The 23375-nt window shown below is 71.6% G+C and carries 22 protein-coding genes; 20 read left to right on the top strand and 2 right to left on the bottom strand.

Going from position 1 to position 23375, the window contains the following annotated elements:
* Positions 1-147 precede the first annotated feature (147 nt).
* From ACZ5TL_RS28810 to ACZ5TL_RS28785, 6 genes are all read left to right on the top strand, one after another.
* The gene (locus ACZ5TL_RS28810; RefSeq protein ID WP_468593429.1) at positions 148-1485 is read left to right on the top strand and encodes an ABC transporter substrate-binding protein; all 1338 of its coding nucleotides are present in this window, start codon (positions 148-150) and stop codon (positions 1483-1485) included.
* Positions 1486-1495: 10 nt separating this feature from the next.
* The gene (locus ACZ5TL_RS28805) at positions 1496-2380 is read left to right on the top strand and encodes a carbohydrate ABC transporter permease (protein ID WP_468593428.1); all 885 of its coding nucleotides are present in this window, start codon (positions 1496-1498) and stop codon (positions 2378-2380) included.
* Entirely contained in the window at positions 2380-3348 is a 969-nt protein-coding gene (locus ACZ5TL_RS28800) for a carbohydrate ABC transporter permease (protein ID WP_468593426.1), read from the top strand. The genes ACZ5TL_RS28805 and ACZ5TL_RS28800 overlap by 1 nt, the downstream gene beginning before the upstream one ends.
* An 88-nt stretch (positions 3349-3436) precedes the next feature.
* A complete protein-coding gene (locus ACZ5TL_RS28795) occupies positions 3437-5050 on the top strand; it encodes a glycoside hydrolase family 43 protein (protein WP_468593425.1) in 1614 nt (537 codons plus the stop codon).
* Positions 5051-5233: 183 nt separating this feature from the next.
* Positions 5234-6277: a LacI family DNA-binding transcriptional regulator gene (locus ACZ5TL_RS28790; RefSeq protein ID WP_468593423.1), complete on the top strand. Its 1044-nt coding sequence runs from the start codon at positions 5234-5236 to the stop codon at positions 6275-6277.
* 272 nt (positions 6278-6549) lie between these two features.
* On the top strand, positions 6550-6975 hold the full coding sequence (locus ACZ5TL_RS28785; protein ID WP_468593421.1) for a VOC family protein: 426 nt from the start codon (positions 6550-6552) through the stop codon (positions 6973-6975).
* Here the strand turns inward: ACZ5TL_RS28785 and ACZ5TL_RS28780 are convergent.
* Positions 6955-7644, bottom strand: coding sequence for a helix-turn-helix domain-containing protein (locus ACZ5TL_RS28780; protein WP_468593419.1), 690 nt, complete (start codon positions 7642-7644; stop codon positions 6955-6957). The two genes, ACZ5TL_RS28785 and ACZ5TL_RS28780, sit on opposite strands and share 21 nt — an antisense overlap.
* Positions 7645-7892: 248 nt before the next feature.
* The gene (locus ACZ5TL_RS28775; protein WP_468593418.1) at positions 7893-9074 is read right to left on the bottom strand and encodes a YihY/virulence factor BrkB family protein; all 1182 of its coding nucleotides are present in this window, start codon (positions 9072-9074) and stop codon (positions 7893-7895) included.
* A gap of 109 nt (positions 9075-9183) precedes the next feature.
* Here ACZ5TL_RS28775 and ACZ5TL_RS28770 point away from each other — a divergent pair, with 109 nt between their 5' ends.
* The 14 genes from ACZ5TL_RS28770 to ACZ5TL_RS28705 all read left to right on the top strand — a co-directional run bounded on the left by ACZ5TL_RS28770 (position 9184) and on the right by ACZ5TL_RS28705 (position 23372).
* Entirely contained in the window at positions 9184-10818 is a 1635-nt protein-coding gene (locus tag ACZ5TL_RS28770) for an acyl-CoA dehydrogenase family protein (protein WP_468593416.1), read from the top strand.
* Between the two features lie 262 nt (positions 10819-11080).
* Positions 11081-12364 carry a GAF domain-containing protein gene (locus ACZ5TL_RS28765; protein WP_468593415.1) on the top strand — a complete coding sequence of 428 codons (1284 nt, stop codon included), beginning with the start codon at positions 11081-11083 and terminating at the stop codon, positions 12362-12364.
* 199 nt (positions 12365-12563) lie between these two features.
* On the top strand, positions 12564-13889 hold the full coding sequence (locus ACZ5TL_RS28760; protein ID WP_468593413.1) for a hypothetical protein: 1326 nt from the start codon (positions 12564-12566) through the stop codon (positions 13887-13889).
* A gap of 22 nt (positions 13890-13911) precedes the next feature.
* Complete coding sequence (locus ACZ5TL_RS28755) at positions 13912-14484, top strand: GNAT family N-acetyltransferase (RefSeq protein ID WP_468593412.1); 573 nt, start codon at positions 13912-13914, stop codon at positions 14482-14484.
* Between the two features lie 126 nt (positions 14485-14610).
* Positions 14611-14694, top strand: a complete 84-nt coding sequence (locus ACZ5TL_RS28750) for a putative leader peptide (protein ID WP_311241247.1) — start codon at positions 14611-14613, stop codon at positions 14692-14694.
* 181 nt (positions 14695-14875) lie between these two features.
* A complete protein-coding gene (locus tag ACZ5TL_RS28745; RefSeq protein ID WP_468593410.1) occupies positions 14876-16573 on the top strand; it encodes a nitrite/sulfite reductase in 1698 nt (565 codons plus the stop codon).
* The gene (locus ACZ5TL_RS28740) at positions 16570-16749 is read left to right on the top strand and encodes a hypothetical protein (protein ID WP_468593408.1); all 180 of its coding nucleotides are present in this window, start codon (positions 16570-16572) and stop codon (positions 16747-16749) included. The genes ACZ5TL_RS28745 and ACZ5TL_RS28740 overlap by 4 nt, the downstream gene beginning before the upstream one ends.
* Positions 16746-17465 carry a phosphoadenylyl-sulfate reductase gene (locus tag ACZ5TL_RS28735; RefSeq protein ID WP_468593406.1) on the top strand — a complete coding sequence of 240 codons (720 nt, stop codon included), beginning with the start codon at positions 16746-16748 and terminating at the stop codon, positions 17463-17465. Before ACZ5TL_RS28740 ends, ACZ5TL_RS28735 begins: the two co-directional genes overlap by 4 nt.
* Before the next feature lie 44 nt (positions 17466-17509).
* Positions 17510-18046, top strand: coding sequence for an adenylyl-sulfate kinase (gene cysC / locus ACZ5TL_RS28730; RefSeq protein WP_468593404.1), 537 nt, complete (start codon positions 17510-17512; stop codon positions 18044-18046).
* Positions 18043-18981 carry a sulfate adenylyltransferase subunit CysD gene (gene cysD / locus ACZ5TL_RS28725; protein WP_468593403.1) on the top strand — a complete coding sequence of 313 codons (939 nt, stop codon included), beginning with the start codon at positions 18043-18045 and terminating at the stop codon, positions 18979-18981. The genes cysC and cysD overlap by 4 nt, the downstream gene beginning before the upstream one ends.
* Before the next feature lie 2 nt (positions 18982-18983).
* Positions 18984-20318, top strand: coding sequence for a sulfate adenylyltransferase subunit 1 (locus ACZ5TL_RS28720; RefSeq protein WP_468593401.1), 1335 nt, complete (start codon positions 18984-18986; stop codon positions 20316-20318).
* Between the two features lie 222 nt (positions 20319-20540).
* Positions 20541-21644 carry an aliphatic sulfonate ABC transporter substrate-binding protein gene (locus ACZ5TL_RS28715; RefSeq protein ID WP_468593399.1) on the top strand — a complete coding sequence of 368 codons (1104 nt, stop codon included), beginning with the start codon at positions 20541-20543 and terminating at the stop codon, positions 21642-21644.
* A gap of 59 nt (positions 21645-21703) precedes the next feature.
* The gene (locus tag ACZ5TL_RS28710) at positions 21704-22492 is read left to right on the top strand and encodes an ABC transporter ATP-binding protein (RefSeq protein WP_468593397.1); all 789 of its coding nucleotides are present in this window, start codon (positions 21704-21706) and stop codon (positions 22490-22492) included.
* Positions 22479-23372, top strand: coding sequence for an ABC transporter permease (locus tag ACZ5TL_RS28705; protein WP_468593395.1), 894 nt, complete (start codon positions 22479-22481; stop codon positions 23370-23372). Before ACZ5TL_RS28710 ends, ACZ5TL_RS28705 begins: the two co-directional genes overlap by 14 nt.
* Positions 23373-23375: the final 3 nt, after the last annotated feature.

The raw sequence follows: 23375 nt of genomic DNA, 5'->3' as shown, positions 1-23375 counted from the left end.
CCCAGCAACCGGTTACTACCGCTTCTGCTTGGCCGAGCCCCCGCAACCGCGAGCCGACGGTTTCCCGGCCGCCGTTCCTGGCCAGCACAACCGAGCCGCCACCGTCCTCTCGTTCTGAGACGCCCCAATTCGAAGGATCACGGTCAGATGAACATCACCAGCCCCCGGAGAAGGTTCGCCTCCACCGCTGTCGCGGGCATAGCGCTGACAGGTCTGCTCACCGCCTGCGCCGGATCCGGCTCGGGCGACGACGCCGCGTCGGACTCCGGCCCGGTCACCCTCCCCTTCTGGGGCTGGGCCAACGGCCAGGAGACGGTCGTCAAGGCGTTCAACGCCTCGCACAAGGACGTCCAGCTGAAGTACACCAAGGTCACCGACCAGCTGACCATGCAGAAGCAGCTGACCAACGCGGTCAAGGCCGGCAACGCGCCCTGCCTGCTGCAGAACACCGGCGAGTACGTGACGAGCTGGGTCTCGCAGGGCGCGCTCGCCGACATCACGCAGTACGTCGAGTCCAGCAAGGACAAGTTCAACCCCGGCTCCTGGGCGGTCGGCCAGGTCCAGGGCAAGATCTACGGCGTCCCCACCGCCTCGGCGCCCGCCTTCACCATCTACCGCACCGACCTCTTCGAGAAGTACGGCCTGGAGGCGCCCGAGACGTGGGACGACTTCATCGCCGCCGGCAAGGTGCTGAAGAAGCACGACATCAAGATCACCAACTACGCCGGTGAGGACCCGAGCACCCTGGAGGTGCTCGCCATGCAGGCCGGGGCGAACTGGTACAGCGTCGACGGCGACTCCTGGAAGGTGGACTTCCAGGACGAGGGCACCCTGAAGGCCGCGAAGGTGATCCAGCAGATCATCGACAACGACCTGAACTCCAAGCTCTCCTTCGCCGACTACGCGGCCGTACAGCGCAACTACGACAACGGCGGCACCGCGACCCGGCAGATCTCCACCTGGCAGATGTCCGGCATGGTGCAGAACTTCACCAAGTCCTTCGGCGACTGGGCGCTCGCCCCGTGGCCCACCTTCGAGGGCGAGGCCGCCCAGACGCCGGCCGGCACCAACCAGAGCGGCAACCTGACACTGGTCAGCGAGCAGTGCAAGGACAAGAAGCAGGCCGCCGAGGCTGCGCTGTGGATGTCCACCGACGCCGGTGCGGTCAAGACCATGGCGAGCCCGGAGACCGGCAGCGGTGTGATGCCGGCGCTGGCCGACAGCGAGTCGTACGTCTCCGACGCGATCTCCGAGAAGCTGCTCGGCAAGAACTACAAGCCGGCCAAGGCGATCGTGACGGACAGCCTGGGCACCGTCCGGACCGGTTGGAACTTCGGCCCGAACTGGACGGCGATGTTCACGGAGATGCAGGACGAGTGGGCCAAGGTCGTCAGCAAGGAGCAGAAGGTCACCGACCTCCTCGCGCACATGCAGGAGTGGACGGTCAACGACCTGAAGCAGCGCGGCATCAGCGTCAAGGGCTGAGGCATACCCGATGATTCGCTCCCAGCGCTGGAAGGGTGCCGCGTTCACGGTGCCCTTCCAGCTCGGCTTCGTCTTCCTCTATCTGCTGCCGATCGGCTACGCCGTCCACCAGTCGCTGTTCCTGGAGAAGCAGTCCGGGCTGGGGCTCGGCGGCGCGACCACGGAGTTCGTCGGGCTGGAGAACTACGGCAAGGGTCTGAGCGACTCGGCGTTCATGACCTCCATCCTGCGGGTGGTGCTGTTCGGCTGTGTCCAGATCCCGTTCATGCTGCTCGTCAGCCTGGTCCTGGCGCTCTTCCTGGACGCGGTCACCGCGAAGGCGGCCGGCCGGTTCCGGATCCTGCTGCTGGTCCCGTACATGATCCCCGGCGTGGTCGCGGCCATCATCTGGGTCAACCTGTACAGCCCGGACGTGGGCCCGCTGACCCCGATCGGCGACCTGTTCGGGTTCGACTGGAACTTCTTCGCACCCTCGATGGTGTGGCCGGCCATCGGCAACCTGCTGACCTGGCACGGCATCGGCTACAACATGGTGATCATCTACGCGGCACTCCAGGGCGTGCCCCGCGAGCTGTTCGAGGCCGCGCGGCTGGACGGCGCGTCGGAGCTGAGGATCGCCCTGAGCATCAAGGTCCCGTTCGTGCGCGGCGCGCTCGTCCTGACCGCTCTGCTGTCGATCATCCAGATGCTGCAGATCTTCAACGAGCCCGCGCTGTTCAGGAACGTCACCCCGCAGACGGTCAGCGACAGCTTCACCCCGATCATGATCATCTACAACCAGGCGTTCAACGCCGCCAACTACCACTACGCCGCCGCCCTGTCGGTGCTGCTCGCGCTGATCCTCGGCGTCGCGTCCTTCCTCTTCTACCGGCTGACCTCGAAGGCGGCGGACTGATGGCGCTGACAGAGAACCGCAAGGAAAACGGCACGGAGAAGGACCGCACGGAAGAAGCCGGCACGGAAGCGGCTGCCGTGCCACCCCGCGGGGGTGCCGTGCGACGGATCACCCGCCCGGACCCGGCCGCTCGTTCCCGGGGCGGCCAGCGCTTTCTCCTGGCCGGGCTGGCCCTGGCCAGCGCCTACAGCCTGTTCCCGGTGTACTGGCTGCTGGTCGCCGCGACCAAGGACCGGGTGGGGCTGTACCAGAGCAACGGCCTGTGGTTCTCCGACTTCCACCTGTGGGAGAACCTGCACCAGGTGTTCACGTACGACGGCGGCATCTTCCTGCGCTGGACCGCCAACTCGTTCCTCTACGCGGGGGTCGGCTCCCTCGGCGGCACGCTCATCGCCCTCGCCACGGGCTACGGACTGGCCCGCTTCGAGTTCCCCGGGCGGGGCGTGGTGTTCGCGGCGGTGGTCGGCTCGTTCCTGATCCCGATCGCCCTGCTCACCCTGCCGCTGTATCTGCTGTTCTCGGCGATCGGTCTGGTGGACACCCCGTGGGCGATGCTGATCCCCTGCCTGATCAACCCGTTCAGCGTGTACCTGGCGAAGGTGTACACCGAGGCCACCATCCCGTTCGAACTCCTCGAGGCGGCCCGGATCGACGGCGCCGGCGAACTGCGCATCTTCTTCAGCATCGTGCTGCGGATGATGACCACCGGCGGCGCGACGGTGTTCCTGCTCGCCTTCGTCAACACCTGGAACGCCTTCTTCCTCCCCCTGACCGTGCTGCGCGGAGAGGAGAACTGGACGCTCAACCTGGGCCTGTACAACTGGACCGGCAAGCGCCTGGAGTCGGGCATCGACGTCACCAGCCTCGTCCTGACGGGCGCGCTGCTGTCCATCATCCCGATGGCGATCATGATGGTCGCCATGCGCCGCTACTGGCGGACGGGCGTGACGCTCGGCGCCCTCAAGTGATCTCCCCCGCCTCTCCCTGACTCCCGGGGGCCGCGGTGACCCTGATCCCTCGCGGCCCCCGGGTGCCCACCCCTCCCGGAGCCCTCACGTGACCGTCCTGCACAACCCCGTCCTCCGCGGCTTCGCCCCCGATCCCTCCCTGATCCGGGTCGGCGACTGGTACTACGTGGCGACCAGCTCCTTCGAGTGGTTCCCGACGATCCCGGTTTACCGCTCCCGCGACCTGGCCCACTGGGAGTACGCGGGGTACGTCCGGGGCGCGGCCCCCGGCGGCTCGCTGGCCGGGGTGCCCGACTCCGGGGGCGTCTGGGCACCGTCGCTGAGCTGGGACGGGGAACGGTTCTGGGTGACGTACACCATCGTGCGCTCGGTCGGCACGCCGTACTTCGACCTGGACACGTACGTCTCGACGGCCGCCGACGTGAGCGGCGAGTGGAGCGCGCCGCGCCGGGTCCCGAGCCACGGCTTCGACCCGGCCCTGTTCCACGAGGACGGCAGACTGTGGCTGCTCAACCTCCAGAACGACCACCGGCCGGGCGGCCGGCGGTTCGCCGGGATCGTCATCACGGAACTGGACCGGGACACGCTCGCCCCCGTCGGGCCGACACGTCTGCTGCTCCAGCACGACCGGCTGATCGAGGGGCCCAAGCTGCTACGGCGCGACGGCTGGTACTACCTGGTCCTCGCGGAGGGCGGCACGGGCTGGGAGCACGGGGTGCGGGTGGCCCGCGGCCGTGAGCTGACCGGACCGTACGAACTCGACGAACGGCCCTTGCTGACCACCCGGGACGACCCGGACGTGCCGTTGCAGAAGGCCGGGCACGGCGAGCTGGTCGAGACGCCGGACGGGGAGTGGCTTCTCAGCCATCTGACGGCCCGTCCGCTGCACACGCCGCGGGGCCGTCGCTGCCCGCTCGGCCGGGAGACCGCGATCCAGGCGGTGACCTGGGACGCGGAGGGCTGGCCCCGGCTGCGGCAGGGCGGCTGGCACCCGGCGGTGGACGTCGACGTACCGACGCGGCCGCACCCGCTGCCCCCCGTCGCCCCCACCCCGGACTCGTCCTGGCACGTGTCCTGGCCCTGGAGCTCCCTGCGCGAGCCGCCGGACCCGTCCTGGGCCGACACGACGGCCCGGCCCGGCTGGATCCGGCTGCGCGGGCGGCACGGGCCGGAGTCCCGCTGGGCGAGCAGTCTGCTGGCCCAGCGCGTCACCGAGCACCGCGCCGAGGCCGAGGTCACCGTCGAGGCGCGGCCGGTCACCTTCACCCAGGCCGCCGGGCTGGTGCTCTGGTACAACCCGGAGGCGTACCTCAGCCTGGACCTGACCTGGGCGGAGCCCGAGGGCGAACCGCAGCGCGGACAGCAGTGGCGGGGCACGCCCGGCGAGGGCGGCCGTACGGTGCTCAGCCTCGTGGAGCGCGACGAGGAGGGCACCCGGCAGGTCGCCGTCGTGGCGGTGCCCGCGGAGGCACCCGTGACCCTGGGCGTGACGATCGAGGGAGCCGGGGCACGCTTCTGGCACGTCCGGGACGGGGTGCGTAGGGCGATCGGCCCGACCTTGGACTTCAGCCGGCTGTCCGACGACCACGGTTCCCGGCTGCGCTTCACCGGTGCGATGGCGGGCATCCACGCCCGGGACCTCGTCGACGCGGCGTTCCCGGCGGACTTCACCGGGTTCCGGCTGATCTGCGTACCCGGCTGAGCCGGTTGTTCGGGGTTTCGAAAGTTTTGACCGGCCAGAACCCGTGATTCACCCGTCTTCCCGCCGTCCTGCGCCGCACCTAGAGTAGGAAGCGCTTTCTGCCCGGTCGGACACCGGATCGCGGTGAGCAGCGCTGGTCGAAACTTTCCACGGCCTCAGGCGGGCCGGAGAGGTGGGTTCCCGATGGTCCGTACGGCGAGTGCGAGCGTGGCGGCAGGTCCGACGCTGGCGGTCGTGGCCCGCGAGGCGGGGGTGTCGGTACCGACCGCGTCGAAGGTGGTCAACGGCCGGGAGGACGTGGCGCCCGAGACCCGCCGCCGCGTCACCGAGGCGCTCGACCGGCTCGGCTATGTGCGCAGACCCCGCTTCGACACGTCCAAGACACCCCGGCTGGTCGACCTGGTCGTGCACTCCCTGGAGAGCTCCTGGTCGGGCGCGGTACTGCACGGGGTGGAGGAGGCGGCGCACGACGCGGGCCTGGAGATCGTGGTGTCGGCGGCCCTGACCCGGACCCGGGCCGGCCGCCCGGAGCGGGGCTGGCTGGACAAGCTGGTCGCCCGGGGCTCCTCCGGGGTCCTGTTCAACCTGGCCGAGCTGAGCGACTCCCAGTACGCCTGGCTGGAGCAGCACCGCATCCCGTTCGTGATGATCGACCCGGTCCAGGAACCTCCGGAGGGCGTGGCGTCGGTGGGCGCGGCGAACTGGCAGGGCGGTCTGGCGGCCACGGAGCATCTGCTGTCCCTGGGCCACGAGCGCATCGCCGTCGTCGCCGGTCACCGGCGCACGATGTGCAGCACTGCCCGGGTCGCCGGTTATCGCTCGGCGCTCGCGTCGGCCGGGCTCCGGCACCGCGCCGAGTACGTCCGGCACGCCGGCTTCGACGAGGGCCTGGCCCGCCGCCGCATGCGGGAGCTGCTCGACCTGCCCGAGCCGCCGACGGCCGTGTTCGTCTGCTCGGACCGGATGGCGCTGGGTGTGTACGAGGCCCTGGCCGAGCGGGGGTTGAGGGTCCCGGACGACGTCAGTGTGGTGGGCTTCGACGACCTGCCCGAGGCGCGCTGGGCCTCCCCGGCGCTGACCACGGTCCGCCAGCCGCTGTCGGAGATGGCCGCCACGGCCCTGCGGTCGCTGCTGCGCCTGATGGACGGCCACCAGCCGGAGAGCACGCGGACGGAGTTGTCGACACGGTTGGTGGAACGGGCGAGCACCGCCGCGCCGCCGGCGTGACACCGGACAGCCATTGTTGGCTCGTTCGGCCTGCTTCCCGGAGGACGGCACGATCCACTACGGGACGGCCTGGTGCCGCGACAGGCGACGTTCGCCCCCTGCCGGCTTCGCCACCCGGACCATCCCGCTCTCCCGGCCCTTGGCCGCCTTGGCCGTCACGGCGGCGACGCCACGGGGCGGGTCGCGGGGCGGTCCTGGACGGATTCGGGCAGGTGGGGCCGGTGTCCGATTCCTTCAAGACCGGCCGGCGCGGGCCTGCCTACGGTGGGCCCATGACCGCACGATTCGATGCCATCGGCCTGGTCGTCTCCGACATGGCCGCCTCCGTCGCCTTCTACCGCCGGCTCGGGTTCGCCTTCCCCGAGGGCGCCGAGGGCCAGCCGCACACCGAGGCCGAACTGCCCGGCGGGCTGCGGCTGATGTTCGACACCGAGGAGACGGTCCGCTCCTTCCTGCCCCGGTGGCGGCCGCCGGAGGGCGGGGGCCGGACCTCGCTGGCCCTGCGGTGCGACGGGCCGGAGGAAGTGGACTCGCTGTACGAGGAGTTGGTGGGCGCCGGGTGCCACGGTGAGCTGAAGCCCTGGGACGCCTTCTGGGGGCAGCGGTACGCCGTGGTCCTCGACCCGGACGGCAACGGAGTGGACCTGTTCGCCCCGCTGGTCGACGGGGGCGCTCCGCTAGCCGCCGGGAGCGAGTAGCTCCCCGAGCGGCAGGCCCGCCAACTCCCTCACGTCTCGCGCCAGATGCGCCTGGTCGGCGTATCCGGCCCGGGCGGCCGTGTCCGCGAAGGGCACACCGCCCCGGGCGAGTGCGAGGGCGCGGCGCAGCCGCAGGATGCGGGCCAGGGTCTTGGGGCCGTAGCCGAACGCGGCGAGCGAACGGCGGTGCAACTGGCGGGGGCTGAGGCCGAGTTCGTCGGCGGTGGCGGCGACCGGGCGGCCCGCGCCGAGGGCGGTGACGACCTGCCGCAGCAGCGGGTCCGGGGGGTCGGCACCGGCCGCCTGCCGCAGGGCCAGCTCCTCCAGGCCGCTCACCGGGTCGGGGGCCGCGTTCACGCGTCCGGCCAGGCGCCGCACCCGAGCGGCCGGCCAGAGGTCCGCGAGCCCGACGCGCCGGTCACGCAGTTCGTGCGCCGGTACGCCCAGGAGCGCCGGGGCCGTACCCGGGCAGAAACGGACCCCGGCCCAGGGGCCGCTCTCGCCGTCCGTGAGGTGCGCGCGAGTGTCGGGCCCGGCGACCAGCAGCCGCCCGTCGTGCCACAGCAGATCCATGCAGCCGTCGGGCAGCACCCGCCCCGCCCCGGACCGCCCCGGGGCGTTGGTCCACACGACAGCCCCGGCGAGCCGCGACGCCCGCTCCGCATACACGGGTGCCAGGCTACGCCGCCGGTGTGCGAGCGTCAGTCCGCCAGGCCTCGTCACCAGGGTCCTGGGACAGCACGCGGACCGCCCAGGCGGAGCACGCCCTGATCAGGAACGCGCCCCGGGCGCGCGACGGCCGCGACGCCCACCTCTCCGACGGCGTGCGCGGGACTCGGGGCCGCGCCCCCAAGGGACATCTCGGACTTCGTACGGGAGGCGGCGGCCGGGATCTGGACGGCCTGAGCCGGCACCCGTCAGTTTCCCCCGGGCGGCTGCGCCTCCCCGTGGTTCTGGCCGTTCTTGGCGTGGGTGCTCTTGGGGTGGGTGCTCTTGGCGTGGATGCTCTTGGCGTGGGTGCGCAGGCGGGACGACACGTCCTCCGGGGGCAGGAAGCGGGACCAGCGTTCCGGGAACTCGGAGGGCATGTCGGGGTCGGCCTCGTCCCGGGCGGCGGTGCGGGCCACGTACTCGGCGACCTGGGCCTGCCGGAGCCGTTCGTTGGCCTCGCGGGCCGCGGCCGTGGCGGCGGCCGGCCAGACCCGGTCGATGGCGGCGTTGACCGCCGCCCCGACGAGCACGGCGAACGCGGCCACACCGATCCACAGCAGCACGGCGACGGGCGCGGCGAGGGAGCCGTAGATCGTGGGGCCCTCGACCGTGCTGGTCAGGTAGATCCGCAGCAGGAAGCTGCCGAGGACCCACATGCCGAGGGCGACGAGCGCGCCGGGCACGTCCTCGATCCACGGGGAGCGGACGGGGACGGACACGTGGTACAGCGTCGTCAGGAAGGCGATCGACAGCAGGATCACCACCGGCCAGTACAGGACCTGCACGACCGTCGTCGACCATGGCACGATCCGCACCACCGCGTCCGGCCCGGCCACCATCAGCGGCAGCGCCACGGAGCCGATCAGCAGGGCCACGATGAACAACAGGAAGGCCATGAGGCGGGTCTTCACGATGCCGCGGACGCCGTCGAGGCCGTACATGACGGTGATGGTGTCTATGAAGACGTTCACGGCGCGGGAGCCGGACCACAGGGCGAACAGGAAGCCGATGGAGATGACGTCGGGCCGGCCGCCCTTCGTCACGTCGTGCAGGATCGGCTCCGCGATCTCCCGCACGCCCCGGTCGGACAGCACCGTGCGGGCGGCCTCCAGGAGGTTGGTCCGCAGGCTCTCGATGGTGTCGGCGCCGGTCCAGGCGTCGACGTAGCCGAGCAGCCCGATCATGCTCAGCAGCAGCGGCGGCACCGACAGCAGGGTGAAGAACGCGGCCTCGGCCGCGAGGCCCAGGATGCGGTACTCGATGCAGGAGTTGACGGTGTCCTTCAGCAACAGCCAGGCGGTCTTGCGCTTGGAGACGTTCCGGTACAGGGCACGCGCCCTGTGGAGGCGCCCGGAGGGCGTGTCGGGGGTTTCACTTGCTGGCTGCACCCCCTAAAGGTATCCGTCGCGCCCGGCCCCACCCACCCACAGGCCGGGTCTGCGCGGACCGGGCCCGTTCCCTGGTGACCGAGGGGGGACCGCAGGGTACGTTCGCACCATGGCAGGCAGCACGCACACCGTGACAAACCAGGTCCCGCCCCTGGTCGGGTACGACGTCTTCTCCGCCGACCGGGCCCTGGCCGCCGCGGTCGAACGGCATCTCGATCCCGGCCTGCGCGAGGAGGTGCTCGGCGAGCTGGCGGCGCTCGGGCGGACCTCCGGCTCGGCCCAGGTGCAGGAGTGGGGCGCGCACGCCAACGAGAACCCGCCCCGGCTGCGCACCCACGACCGGTACGGCCACCGGGTCGACGAGGTCGAGTTCCATCCCTCCTGGCACCGGCTGCTCGGCAAGGGCGTCTCGGCCGGCCTGACGGCTGCCTGGGGCCGCCCCGCCGGGCATCTGCGGCGGGCCGCCGCCTTCGTGGTGTGGACGCAGGTCGAGGCCGGCAACGGCTGCCCGCTGTCGATGACGCACGCGGCGGTGCCCGCCCTGCGCGCCGACCCGGACCTGGCCGCCGAGTGGGAGCCGCGGCTGACGTCCATGGTCTACGACCGTGAGCTGCGGCCCGCGCACCTCAAGGCCGGGGCGCTGTTCGGGATGGGCATGACGGAGAAGCAGGGCGGCAGCGACGTCCGGGCGAACGCCACGTCCGCGCGGCCGCTCGCGGAGGACGGGACGTACGAGCTGACCGGGCACAAGTGGTTCTGCTCGGCGCCGATGTCCGACGGCTTCCTGGTGCTGGCGCAGGCTCCCGGCGGGCTGACCTGCTTCCTGGTGCCGCGAGTGCTGCAGGACGGCACGCGCAACGTCTTTCTGATCCAGCGGCTCAAGGACAAGCTCGGCAACCGGTCGAACGCCTCCGCCGAGGTCGAGTTCGCCGGGACCTGGGCGCGCCGGGTCGGCGAGGAGGGGCGCGGGGTGCGGACCATCATCGAGATGGTCGCGGCGACCCGGCTCGACTGCGTGCTGGGCTCGGCCGGGCTGATGCGGCAGGCCGTGGCGCAGGCCGTGCACCACTGCACGTACCGCGAGGCGTTCGGCGGGAAGCTCGTCGACAAGCCGCTGATGCGCAACGTCCTCGCCGACCTCGCGCTGGAGTCGGAGGCGGCGACGACCCTGGCGCTCAGGCTCGCGGCGGCCTGCGACGACGGTGACGAGCAGGAGCGGGCGCTGCTGCGGATCGCGGTGCCGGCCGCCAAGTACTGGGTGACCAAGCGGTGCCCGGCGGTCGCGGTGGAGGCGGCGGAGTGCCTCGGCGGCAACGGGTACGTCGAGGAGTCCGGGATGCCCCGGCTGGTGCGCGAGTCGCCGCTCAACTCGGTCTGGGAGGGCGCGGGCAACGTCCAGGCGCTGGACGTGCTGCGGGCGTTGCAGCGGGAGCCGGGGGCGCTCGACGCCTATCTGCGGGAGGTCGGGCAGGCGCGCGGCGCCGACCACCGTCTCGACGGGGCCATCAAGAACCTGCTGACCGAACTCGCCGATCTGGAGGGCGTGGAGGGGCGGGCACGGCGGCTGGCGGAGCGGCTCGCGCTGGTGCTGCAGGGGTCGCTGCTCGTCAGGTTCGCGCCGCCGCAGGTCGCCGACGCGTTCTGCGCCGCGCGGCTGGGCGGCGACGCGGGCACGGCCTTCGGGACGCTGCCGCACACGCTGGATCTGGCGTCGGTGGTGGAGCGGGCCCGGCCGGTGTCCTGACCGGTCGTGCCGCTCCGGGCACGCGAAGAGCGGGGGTGGTGCTGCGCCGACACGGCACCACCCCCGCCGCACTGGCCCGCTCGAGCCACTGAACGCCGCTCGGGACGGCGCGGCTCAAGTTTCGGTCACGGCCGGGCTGTCCACCAGGGTTGCAAGGGGTTGCAACTTGCTGCTGAAGGTGTGCGGACTGTGCGCGCCCCCCTCAGGCAGACGGCACTATGAGACACACAGTCAAAGAAGCGACTTCGGGGGGCACACGCGTATGGACGTCACGCACTTGGCCGCCGTGGACACCACACGTGCGGCCCGGGTCCTCAGGGAGGTCCGTTCCGCGCGGCTGGCCGGACAGCCCGCTCCCCTGTCGCCGCGTCCCGTGATCGAGCAGTCCTGGGACCGCATGCTGCGCAGCGGAGTCGACCCGGACCACGACGTCCGGGCGGCGCCGCTCTCCCGGGAGGAGGTGCAGCGGCGGCGTGAGACGTCGGCGCTGCGGCATGTGCTGCCGGTGCTGCGGGAGGGGCTGTTGACGGCCGCGGACGTGGCCCACCACATCATGGTGGTGGCCGACGAGGAGGGCCGGGTGCTGTGGCGCGAGGGCAGCGCGCCGGTGCTGCGCAGGGCCGACGGGCTCGGTTTTGAGCTCGGCGCGGACTGGCGGGAGGACGTCGTCGGCACGAACGGCGTGGGCACCCCGGCGGTGGTGCGCCGGCCCGTACAGGTCTTCGCCTCCGAGCACTTCGTGCGGTCCCAGGCCGGCTGGACCTGTGCCGGCGCTCCCCTGACGGACCCGCGGGACGGCCGGCTGCTCGGCGTGGTCGACGTCAGCGGGCCGCTGGAGACCATGCATCCGGCCACGCTCGCCTGGGTCGACTCGGTGGCCAAGCTCGCCGAGGCCCGGCTGCGGGAGATGCACCTGGAGTCGCTGGAGCGGCTGCGCGCGGTGGCGGCGCCGGTGCTGGCCCGGCTCGACGGGCGCGCCCTGGCCGTCGACCCGGACGGCTGGACCGCCGCCGTCAGCGGGATGCCGTACACGCGGCGCGTGGCCCTGCCGAAGTCGCTGTCGCCGGGCTTGCGATGGTTGCCCGGGCTCGGCCTGTGCTCGGTGGAGCCGCTGGCCGGGGGCTGGCTGGTGCGGGCGGCCGCCGACGAGCCGACCCCGCCCGGGGCGGCCCGGATCGTGCTGGACCTCAGACAGGCGCGGCGCTGGTCGGTGGAGGTGTCCGGCGGGGCGGGCTCCTGGGTGCGGGAACTGAGCCCGCGGCACGCCGAGTTGCTGTATCTGATCGCCGTGCACCCCTCGGGCCGCAGCGCCTCGGGTCTGGCCGGGGACGTGTTCGGCGACCCGGCCCGGACGGTGACGGTGCGGGCCGAGATGTCACGGGTACGGCGGTATCTGGGGGCGTTCCTGGAGCACCGGCCCTACCGGTTCGCCGAGGACGCCCAGGTGGAGGTGCTGCTCCCGGACGACCCGCGCGATCTGCTGCCGCACTCGGCCGCGCCGGCGGTGGCGGTGGCACGGCTGCGTACTTCCGCACCGGCACCCTGAGGTTCACTCAGCACCGGCGCCCTGAGGTTCACTCCGCGTGCTGCCGGAGCCGTCCCGGGGGGGCATCTTTGGCATATTTGCAGGTTCTTCGTCCCGCACCCCGCCCACCTGCCGTAGCATCCCCGTAGGGCCACCCCACCTGCTCCTCCGTCAACGTATGGATCACCAGGCGCAGTTGGCCCGCCTCGGGAGGTACGTTATGAAGCATCGCGGCAGACACCGCCGGCGCAGGCGGGGCAGGGCGCTGCGCGGGGCCCTGGCCGGGACGGCTCTCGCACTCACCGCCGCCGCCACTTTGATCAGCGCCTCGCAGGCCACGGTCGCCGACGCGCCCGGGGCTCTGAAGCCGGTCGGTGTGTCGACCGAGGCCGGGCGGCTGCCGCTGGCCGAGCACCGGGTGCCCGGGCAGTGGCTGGACCGGCTCGCGTCGGAGATGGGCCGGCCCGTCGGGGTCGGCGCGGTGCTGGAGGGCGCCGATCTCCGGCTGCGGAACGCGGCCGGCTGTTCGGCGGCCGAGAAGGACAGCCTGCCGGTCGAACCGGCGGCCACGCGCGCGTACTGCTTCGGCGGCGCCGACACCCGGGGCTGGCGGCCCGGCGCGGTCACCACCTCGGGTGACGCGGACGACGACGGCCGCTGGGGCGGGAACCGCGTGATCCTCTCCGGCTGGACCCGCGGCGGCGCCGAGGGCGGCTCCATGGACGGCCCGGCCCCCGAGCAGGGCCTGGCCAAGGTCGCCTTCGTCGACGCGAACGACCCCGCCCGGCTCCGCTACACCTGGGCCCTGCTGGCCGTCCCCGTGGACGGCGGGCGGGACTACCGGGGCCTGGTCTCGCCGCTGTCCGGCATGGTCTGGTACCAGGACAAGCTGCTGGTGACGACCCGCGAGGGCGACCGGGACGCGCTGTACGTGTACGATATGGACCGCATCCAGCGCGCCACCGTCGACTCCGGCGCGGTCGGCCGGGTGCGGGGCGGCTGGGCGGCGCACGGCTCCCGGTACGTTCTGCCCGCCGTCGGCTCGTACACCCTGCCCGGCGGCGACGGGCCGCGTCCGGCCGCCGTCTCCCTGGACCGCAGTTCGTCGCCCGACAGTCTGGTCGCGAGCGAGTGGGTGCCCGCCGACGGTGACCGGCGCACCCGGCTGTGGCGCTACCCCCTGAGCCGGGACCCGGCCCGCTCCGGCCTGCTCGCCACCGGCTCCTCGGGGCGCGCGGACCCGGTCGAGGCGTACGAGACGAAGACGGCCGACGTCCGGGGCGTGCTGGCGTACCGCTCGGGCTGGTACCTGGACCGCGCGGCGGGCAGCCCGGGCGGGCACGGGACGCTGTGGCGCCAGGACACCGAGGGCGCGCGGGCGACGGAGTGCGGCGCGGACGGGACCCGCCACTGCTGGAGCGGCCCGTCGGGCTCCCTGTCGTACTGGGAGGAGACCGGCGAGGTCTGGTCCCAGTCGGGGCGGATGCTGTTCGCGCTACCGCTGGCCTCGGTCGACCGGGCACTGGACCGATCGACAGACGAGTAGGCCAGATGATTTTCTAGCCCGCATGACCACCATCGCCGTGACCACCTGGTCCCTGGAGCAGACCGCCCCGACCGACCTGCTGCCGGCCGCCGCGCCGGTCGGGGACGTCCGAGTGGTGCGCTCCGAGGTGCCCTCGCCCGAGTTCAGCCGGTTCCTGTACGCCTCGGTGGGCGGCGACATCCGCTGGACGGACCGGCTGAGCTGGTCGTACGCCCGCTGGCGGGAGCACCTGGAGCGGCCCGGCGTGGAGACGTGGGTGGCGTACGACCGGGGCACGCCCGCCGGGTACGTGGAGCTGGAGGCGCAGGACGACGCGGTCGTGGAGATCGTCTACTTCGGTCTGCTCCCCGCCTTCCGGGGCCGGCGCATCGGCGGGCACCTGCTGTCGTACGGCACGGCCCGGGCCTGGGACCTGGCCGACCGGTGGGCGGGTCTGACTCCGACGAAGCGGGTCTGGCTGCACACCTGCAGCAAGGACGGCGCGCACGCGATGGACAACTACCAGCGGCGGGGCTTCACGCTGTTCGACACCAAGGTCGAGGAGGAGGCGGACGTCGCCCCTCCGGGACCGTGGCCCGGGGCGTTCCCCGTCTGACCTGGACGGACACCTCGGGGTGACCCGATGTGACCAAGGACACCCTTGTCTCACAGAGCGAGACAAGGGTGTCCGCATCTTGGACAATGCTGGACTGTGTCCAGATCGCCGTGACACGCTTCCGTCATGTCTGGAACTGGAATCGCCTTGGTGAGTCGACGGCACGTCGACCTCGGCCGCATGTCCAGCGCCATCTGTCCGGCGCACTGAGCGTACTCAGCACGCGCCCGACACTCCCCCCTTCTTTTCCCTCCCGCGCAATGACGCGCAGGTTGCCCATGCGCGCGCCCGCGCAGGTCACCGCCTCCCGCCCGTCACCCGACCGCCACCCCGCAATGACAGCGCTACGCGCCGACCCCTACCCACTGCTGTCCCGAAGGACGTATCAACCATGGCCGCCACCCCGCAGAAGCCTGCCGCCGCGACTCCCCGCCGCAAGGTGAGCCGTCACCGCGGTGAGGGCCAGTGGGCCGCGGGGCACCACACCCCGCTGAACGGCAACGAGCAGTTCAAGAAGGACGACGACGGTCTCAATGTGCGGACACGCATTGAGACGATCTACTCCAAGCGGGGCTTCGACTCGATCGACCCGAACGACCTGCGCGGACGGATGCGCTGGTGGGGTCTGTACACCCAGCGCAAGCCCGGCATCGACGGCGGCAAGACGGCGGTCCTGGAGCCGGAGGAGCTGGACGACGAGTACTTCATGCTGCGCGTCCGCATCGACGGCGGGGCGCTGACCACGCGGCAGCTGCGCGTCATCGGCGAGATCTCGCAGGAGTTCGCGCGCGGCACCGCCGACATCACCGACCGGCAGAACGTCCAGTACCACTGGATCCGCATCGAGGACGTCCCCGAGATCTGGAACCGGCTGGAGGGCGTGGGCCTGTCCACCGTCACCGCCTGCGGCGACACCCCGCGTGTGATGATCGGCTCCCCCGTGGCGGGCATCGCCGCGGACGAGATCATCGACGCCACCCCGGCCCTGGAGGAGATGAAGCGCCGGGTCCTGAACAACCCGGCGTACTCGAACCTCCCCCGGAAGTTCAAGACGGCCATCTCGGGCTCGCCGCTGCTGGACGTGGTGCACGAGATCAACGACGTGGCGTTCGTCGGCGTCCGCCACCCCGAGCACGGCCCGGGCTTCGACGTGTGGGTCGGCGGCGGCCTGTCCACCAACCCCAAGCTGGGCGTGCGGCTGGGCACCTGGGTGTCGATCGACGACGCACCCGACGTCTACGAGGGCGTCATCTCGATCTTCCGCGACTACGGCTACCGCCGGCTGCGCACTCGCGCCAGGCTGAAGTTCCTCGTCGCCGACTGGGGCGCGGAGAAGTTCCGGCAGGTGCTGGAGGACGAGTACCTGGGGCGCAAGCTGGTGGACGGGCCCGCCCCGGAGCAGCCGTCCCGGCAGTGGCGCGACCACATCGGCGTGCACCGGCAGAAGGACGGCCGGTTCTACGTCGGCTTCGCCCCGCGCGTGGGACGCGTCGACGGCGCGACGCTCACGAAGATCGCCGACCTCGCGGAGGCGCACGGCTCGGGCCGGGTGCGCACCACCGTCGAGCAGAAGATGATCGTCCTCGATGTCGAGGAGGGCCGGGTCGACTCGCTCGTCGAGGGCCTGGAGGCGCTCGACCTGACCGCCCGGCCGTCCTCGTTCCGGCGCGGCACCATGGCCTGCACCGGCATCGAGTTCTGCAAGCTGGCCATCGTCGAGACCAAGCAGCGCGGCTCGCAGCTGATCGACGAACTGGAACGCCGCCTGCCGGACTTCGAAGAGCCGATCACCATCAACCTCAACGGCTGCCCGAACGCCTGCGCCCGTATCCAGGTCGCGGACATCGGTCTCAAGGGGCAGCTGGTCCTCGACGACCAGGGCGAGCAGGTCGAGGGCTACCAGGTGCACCTGGGCGGCGCGCTGGGCCTGGAGGCCGGCTTCGGCCGCAAGGTGCGCGGCCTGAAGGTCACCTCCGAGGAACTGCCGGACTACATCGAGCGCGTCCTGAAGCGGTTCCAGGCGGAGCGCGAGGACGGCGAGCGGTTCGCCACCTGGGCGGCGCGAGCCGACGAGGAGGCCCTGTCGTGAGCGAGCGGATGGCCCCGTTCTACTGCCCGTACTGCGGGGACGAGGACCTGCGGCCGAGCGAGGAGGGGCACGGCGCGTGGGAATGCGCGGCGTGCAGCCGGGCCTTTCAGCTGAAGTTCCTGGGGCTGCTGGCCCGGGGACCCAAGCGATCCGATTCCGGAGGGGCACAGATATGACGACCGTTCAGCAAGAGCGCACGGCAGAGGATCTGAAGGCGCTCGCCGAGCAGGCGGGTCGCGATCTGGAGGACGCCTCCGCGCTGGAGATCCTGGCGTGGGCGGCCGAGACGTTCGGCAAGCGCTTCTGCGTGACCGCCTCGATGGAGGACGCGGTGGTCGCCCACCTCGCCTCCCGCGCGATGCCCGGCGGCACCAAGGTCGACGTGGTGTTCCTCGACACCGGCTACCACTTCGAGGAGACCATCGGCACCCGCGACGCGGTCGAGGCCGTGATGGACGTCAACGTCATCACGCTCGCCCCGCGCCAGACGGTCGCCGAGCAGGACGCCGAGTACGGCCCGAAGCTGCACGACCGCAACCCCGACCTGTGCTGCGCGCTGCGCAAGGTGCAGCCGCTGGAGGAGGGCCTGAAGGGCTACCAGGCCTGGGCGACCGGGCTGCGCCGCGACGAGTCCCCGACCCGGGCGAACACCCCGGTGGTCGGCTGGGACGAGAAGCGGCAGAAGGTCAAGATCTCGCCGATCGCCCGCTGGACCCAGGACGACGTGGACGCCTACGTCACCGAGCACGGCGTGCTGACGAACCCGCTGCTGACGGACGGCTACGCCTCCGTCGGCTGCGCCCCCTGCACCCGCCGGGTCCTGGCGGGCGAGGACGCGCGGGCCGGCCGCTGGGCGGGCCGCAGCAAGACCGAGTGCGGGCTGCACGGATGACGGCGCCTCAGACTCAGACGACTCAGACGATTCAGGAGACTGACGTGACGACCGGAGCCACCGTCTGGCTCACGGGTCTGCCGAGCGCCGGCAAGACCACCATCGCCTACGAGCTGGCCGGCCGGCTCCGCGAACAGGGCCACCGCGTCGAGGTGCTCGACGGGGACGAGATCCGCGAGTTCATCTCGGCGGGCCTCGGCTTCAGCCGCGAGGACCGGCACACCAACGTGCAGCGCATCGGCTTCGTCGCCGAACTGCTCGCCCGCAACGGCGTGCTGGCGCTGGTCCCGGTGATCGCGCCGTACCAGGACAGCCGCGAGGCGGTGCGCAAGCGGCACCAGGCGAACGGCACCGCGTACGTGGAGATCCACGTGGCGACCCCGGTCGAGGTGTGCAGCGAGCGGGACGTGAAGGGCCTGTACGCCAAGCAGGCCGCGGGCGAGCTCGCGGGGCTCACCGGCGTCGACGACCCGTACGAGGCGCCCGAGTCGCCCGATCTGCGCATCGAGTCGCAGAACCAGACCGTGCAGGAGTCCGCGGCGTCGGTGTACGCCCTGCTCAGCGAAAGGGGACTGGCATGACGACCACCGTGGCCACGGTCTCGGAGGGCACGGACAGCCCGTACGCCCTCTCCCACCTCGACGCCCTCGAGTCCGAGGCGGTGCACATCTTCCGCGAGGTGGCGGGTGAGTTCGAGCGGCCGGTGATCCTGTTCTCCGGCGGCAAGGACTCCATCGTCATGCTGCACCTGGCGCTCAAGGCGTTCCGGCCGGCGTCGGTGCCGTTCTCGCTGCTGCACGTGGACACCGGGCACAACTTCCCCGAGGTCCTCGACTACCGCGACCGCACGGTCGCCCGGCACGGACTGCGGCTGCACGTCGCCTCCGTGCAGGACTACATCGACCGGGGTGTGCTCAAGGAGCGCCCGGACGGCACCCGCAACCCGCTGCAGACGCTGCCGCTGACCGAGAAGATCCAGGCGGAGAAGTTCGACGCCGTCTTCGGCGGCGGGCGCCGCGACGAGGAGAAGGCCCGGGCCAAGGAGCGGGTGTTCTCCCTGCGGGACGAGTTCTCCCAGTGGGACCCGCGCCGGCAGCGCCCCGAGCTGTGGAACCTGTACAACGGCCGGCACGCGCCCGGCGAGCACGTCCGCGTGTTCCCGCTGTCCAACTGGACCGAGCTGGACGTGTGGCAGTACATCGCCCGCGAGGGCATCGAACTGCCGGAGATCTACTACGCGCACGAGCGCGAGGTGTTCCAGCGCGGCGGCATGTGGCTGACCGCCGGCGAGTGGGGCGGGGCGAAGGACGGCGAGAGGGTCGAGAAGCGCGTGGTGCGCTACCGGACCGTGGGTGACATGTCCTGCACCGGCGCGGTGGACTCCGACGCCGACACGATCGAGAAGGTGATCGTGGAGATCGCCGCCTCGCGGCTGACCGAGCGCGGCGCCACCCGCGCCGACGACAAGCTGTCCGAGGCCGCGATGGAAGACCGCAAGCGCGAGGGGTACTTCTAGACATGAGCACGATCACGACCGAGGAACTCTCGGAGACCACCCTGCTGCGGTTCGCCACCGCCGGTTCGGTCGACGACGGCAAGTCCACCCTCGTGGGCCGGCTGCTGCACGACTCCAAGTCGGTCCTCACCGACCAGCTGGAGGCCGTGGAGCGGGTGTCCGCCAGCCGGGGCCAGGAGGCGCCGGACCTCGCGCTGCTGACGGACGGCCTGCGGGCCGAGCGGGAGCAGGGCATCACCATCGACGTGGCCTACCGCTACTTCGCCACGCCCCGGCGGCGGTTCATCCTCGCCGACACCCCCGGGCACGTGCAGTACACGCGGAACATGGTCACCGGTGCCTCGACGGCCGAGCTGACGGTCATCCTGGTCGACGCGCGCAACGGCGTCGTCGAGCAGACCCGCCGGCACGCCGCCATCGCCGCCCTGCTGCGCGTCCCGCACGCGGTCCTCGCGGTCAACAAGATGGACCTCGTCGGCTACGACGAGGAGGTCTTCGCCCGCATCGCCGAGGAGTTCACGGCGTACGCGACGGAGCTGGGCGTCCCCGAGGTCACCGCGATCCCGATCTCCGCACTCGTCGGCGACAACGTGGTGGAGCCTTCCGCGAACATGGACTGGTACGGCGGCCCGACCGTGCTGGAGCACCTGGAGACGGTCCCGGTCGCCCACGACCTGAGCCACTGCCACGCCCGGCTGCCCGTGCAGTACGTGATCCGGCCGCAGAGCACGGACCACCCCGACTACCGCGGCTACGCCGGTCAGATCGCGGCCGGTTCCTTCCACGTCGGCGAGGCCGTCACGGTGCTGCCGTCGGGCCGTGCCTCGCGGATCTCCGGCATCGACCTGCTGGGCGAGCCGGTCGACGTCGCCTGGACGACGCAGTCGGTGACCCTCCTGCTGGAGGACGACATCGACATCTCGCGCGGCGACCTGATCGTGCCGAGCAAGGACGCGCCCGCGACCACGCAGGACATCGAGGCGACCGTCTGCCACGTCGCCGACGCCCCGCTGACCATCGGTCACCGGGTACTGCTCAAGCACGGCACCCGCACGGTCAAGGCGCTCGTCAAGGACATCCCGTCCCGGCTCACGCTCGACGACCTGTCCCTGCACCCGCACCCGGGACGGCTCGTGGCCAACGACATCGGCCGGGTGAAGATCCGCACCGCCGAGCCGCTGCCGGTCGACTCCTACGCCGACTCCCGTCGCACCGGCTCGTTCATCCTGATCGACCCCAACGACGGCACGACGCTGACCGCGGGCATGGTCGGCGAGTCCTTCGCCGCCCCCGAGCCGGTCAAGGACGAGTCCGAGGACGACGGGTGGGACTTCTGACATGACCTCCCCCGGCTTCTACCCCATGTTCGCGAAGGAGGGCGGCCGCGTCGGCAGCGGTGCTCTCGGCAGCGGGCAGGGCGGGGTGGCGCGATGTGTGTACTGACGTACGCGCACCGCTCGCGCGCCCTCACCTCCCGCCGCCGTAGACGAAAACCTGCCGACCCCCCGGCCACGACCTGACAGACCGTGACCGCCGGGCCTCCGAGAGGACCACCTCCCGTGCCTGCTTCATCCGCTCTGCGCCGAGCGTTCGCGGTGCTGGTCACGCTGCCTCTGCTCACGCTGGCCGCGTGCGGCTACGGCTCCCAGGCCAAGGACGACGGGGCGGCGGAGATCGCCGCCGGGGCGAAGAAGATCGAGGGCCTGGACAGCGTCAAGATCGGTTACTTCGGGAACCTGACCCACGGCACCGCGCTCGTGGGTGTGCGGAAGGGTTTCCTCCAGAAGGCTCTCGGCGCCACGCGGGTGCAGCCGGCGGTCTTCAACGCCGGTCCGGCCGAGATCGAGGCACTCAACTCCGGTTCCCTCGACATCGGCTGGATCGGCCCGTCCCCCGCCATCAACGGCTACACCAAGGCGGACGGGAAGAACCTGCGGATCATCGGCGGTTCGGCGTCCGGCGGCGTGAAGCTGGTGGTGAACCCGGACAAGATCAAGTCGTTGAAGGACGTCAAGGGCAAGCGGATCGCGACCCCGCAGCTCGGCAACACCCAGGACGTGGCGTTCCTGAACTGGGTCGCGGAGCAGGGCTGGAAGGTCGACCCGCAGAGCGGCAAGGGTGACGTCACGGTCGTCCGCAGTGACAACAAGGTCACCCCGGACGCCTACAAGTCCGGCTCCGTCGACGGCGCCTGGGTGCCGGAGCCGGTCGCGTCGAAGCTGGTCGCCGAGGGCGGCAAGGTGCTCCTCGACGAGGCGTCGCTGTGGCCGGACGAGAAGTTCGTGATCACGAACATCGTCGTGCGCCAGGAGTTCCTGAAGGAGCACCCGAAGGTCGTCGAGGCGGTGCTGAAGGGCTCGGTCGAGACCAACAAGTGGATCAACGCCCACCCCGGTGAGGCGAAGGCGGCGGCCAACCAGCAGCTGGCGCGGGACGCAGGCAAGGCACTGCCCGCCGATGTGCTGGACCCGGCGTGGAAGTCGATCCGGTTCACCGACGACCCGCTGGCCTCCACCCTCGGCACCCAGGCCGGACACGCCGTAAAGGCCGGGCTGCTGGCGGAGCCGGACCTGACGGGCGTCTACGACCTCGCGCCGCTGAACAAGGTCCTCAAGGCCGAGGGCGAGCCCACGGTCGACGACGCCGGCCTCGGCGTCGGTTAAGCCCCGCATCCCGACCGTTCAAGCCCCGCATCCCGACCCGTTCCCAGGAGGTGACGACCATGGCCACGACCCTCGCCAAGGCCGCCGACGGCACCGAGACGGCCACCCACGCCGCCCGGATCGTCCATGTCTCGAAGTCGTTCCCGGGCCCCGCCGGGCAGCAGCTCGTCCTGGACGACATCACCCTCGATGTCGCCCCCGGCGAGTTCGTCACCCTGCTCGGGGCCTCGGGCTGCGGCAAGTCCACCCTGCTCAACCTGGTGGCCGGCCTGGACCGGCCCTCGGCCGGCGACATCACGACCGACGGCCGCCCCGCGCTGATGTTCCAGGAACACGCCCTGTTCCCCTGGCTGACCGCGGGCAAGAACATCGAACTCGCCCTGAAGCTCCGGGGCGTGCCGAAGGCGGAGCGCCGGGAGCGGGCCGAGGAACTGCTCGAACTCGTCCGGCTGGGGGGCGCCCACCGCAAGCGGGTACACGAACTGTCCGGCGGTATGCGCCAGCGCGTGGCGATGGCCCGCGCGCTCGCCCAGGAGAGCAAGCTCCTGCTGATGGACGAGCCGTTCGCCGCGCTGGACGCCATCACCCGCGATGTGCTGCACGACGAGCTGACCCGTATCTGGCGCGAGACGCAGCTGTCCGTCCTGTTCGTCACGCACAACGTGCGCGAGGCCGTCCGGCTCGCCCAGCGCGTGGTGCTGCTGTCCTCCCGCCCGGGCCGTATCGCCCGCGAGTGGACCGTGGACATCGAGCACCCGCGCCGCATCGAGGACACCGCCGTGGCGGAGCTGTCCGTCGAGATCACCGAACAACTGCGTGGGGAGATCCGCCGTCATGGCCAGCACTGACTCGACGACCGCCGCCAAGGACGGCAGCGATCTCGCCGGACTGGAAGCCGGCCTGGACGCGCTGGAGACGGTGCAGACCCGCCGCAAGCCGTTCCGGCAGACCTTCGTGGAGAAGATCCTGCCGCCCGTCATCGCGGTCGCCCTCGTCCTGGCGGCCTGGCAGGCCCTGGTCTCCTTCAAGATCGTCGACGACCCCACCAAGCTGCCCGCGCCGTCGGCGGTGTGGGACGTCGTCCACACCGCGTGGCTCCAGGGCGAACTGCTCGGCTACATCTGGACCAGCGTCTCGCGCGGCCTGCTCGGCTTCTGCTTCGCCCTGATCATCGGCACCCCCCTGGGCCTGCTCGTGGCCCGCGTGAAGTTCGTCCGCGCGGCCCTCGGCCCGATCCTGTCCGGCCTCCAGTCCCTGCCCTCGGTCGCCTGGGTCCCCCCGGCGGTCATCTGGCTGGGCCTGAACAACTCGATGATGTACGCGGTGATCCTGCTCGGCGCGGTCCCCTCGATCGCCAACGGCCTCGTCTCGGGCGTCGACCAGGTGTCGCCGCTGTTCCTCCGCGCGGGCCGCACCCTCGGCGCGACCGGCCTCAAGCACACCTGGCACATCGTGCTCCCGGCCGCCCTGCCCGGCTACGTCGCCGGTCTGAAGCAGGGCTGGGCGTTCTCCTGGCGCTCCCTGATGGCCGCCGAGATCATCGCCTCCTTCCCCGACCTCGGCGTCGGCCTCGGCCAGCTGCTGGAGAACGGCCGCAACGCCAGCGACATGGCCATGGTCTTCGAAGCCATCCTCCTCATCCTCATCGTCGGCATCGCCATCGACCTGCTCATCTTCAGCCCGCTGGAGCGGTGGGTGCTGCGCAGCCGCGGCCTGCTGGTGAAGTGATCC

The sequence above is a fragment of the Streptomyces sp. NPDC033136 genome, from assembly GCF_055578235.1.
The sequence above is the reverse complement of the archived record's forward strand: the minus strand, read 5'-3'. Positions and strand labels throughout refer to the sequence as shown.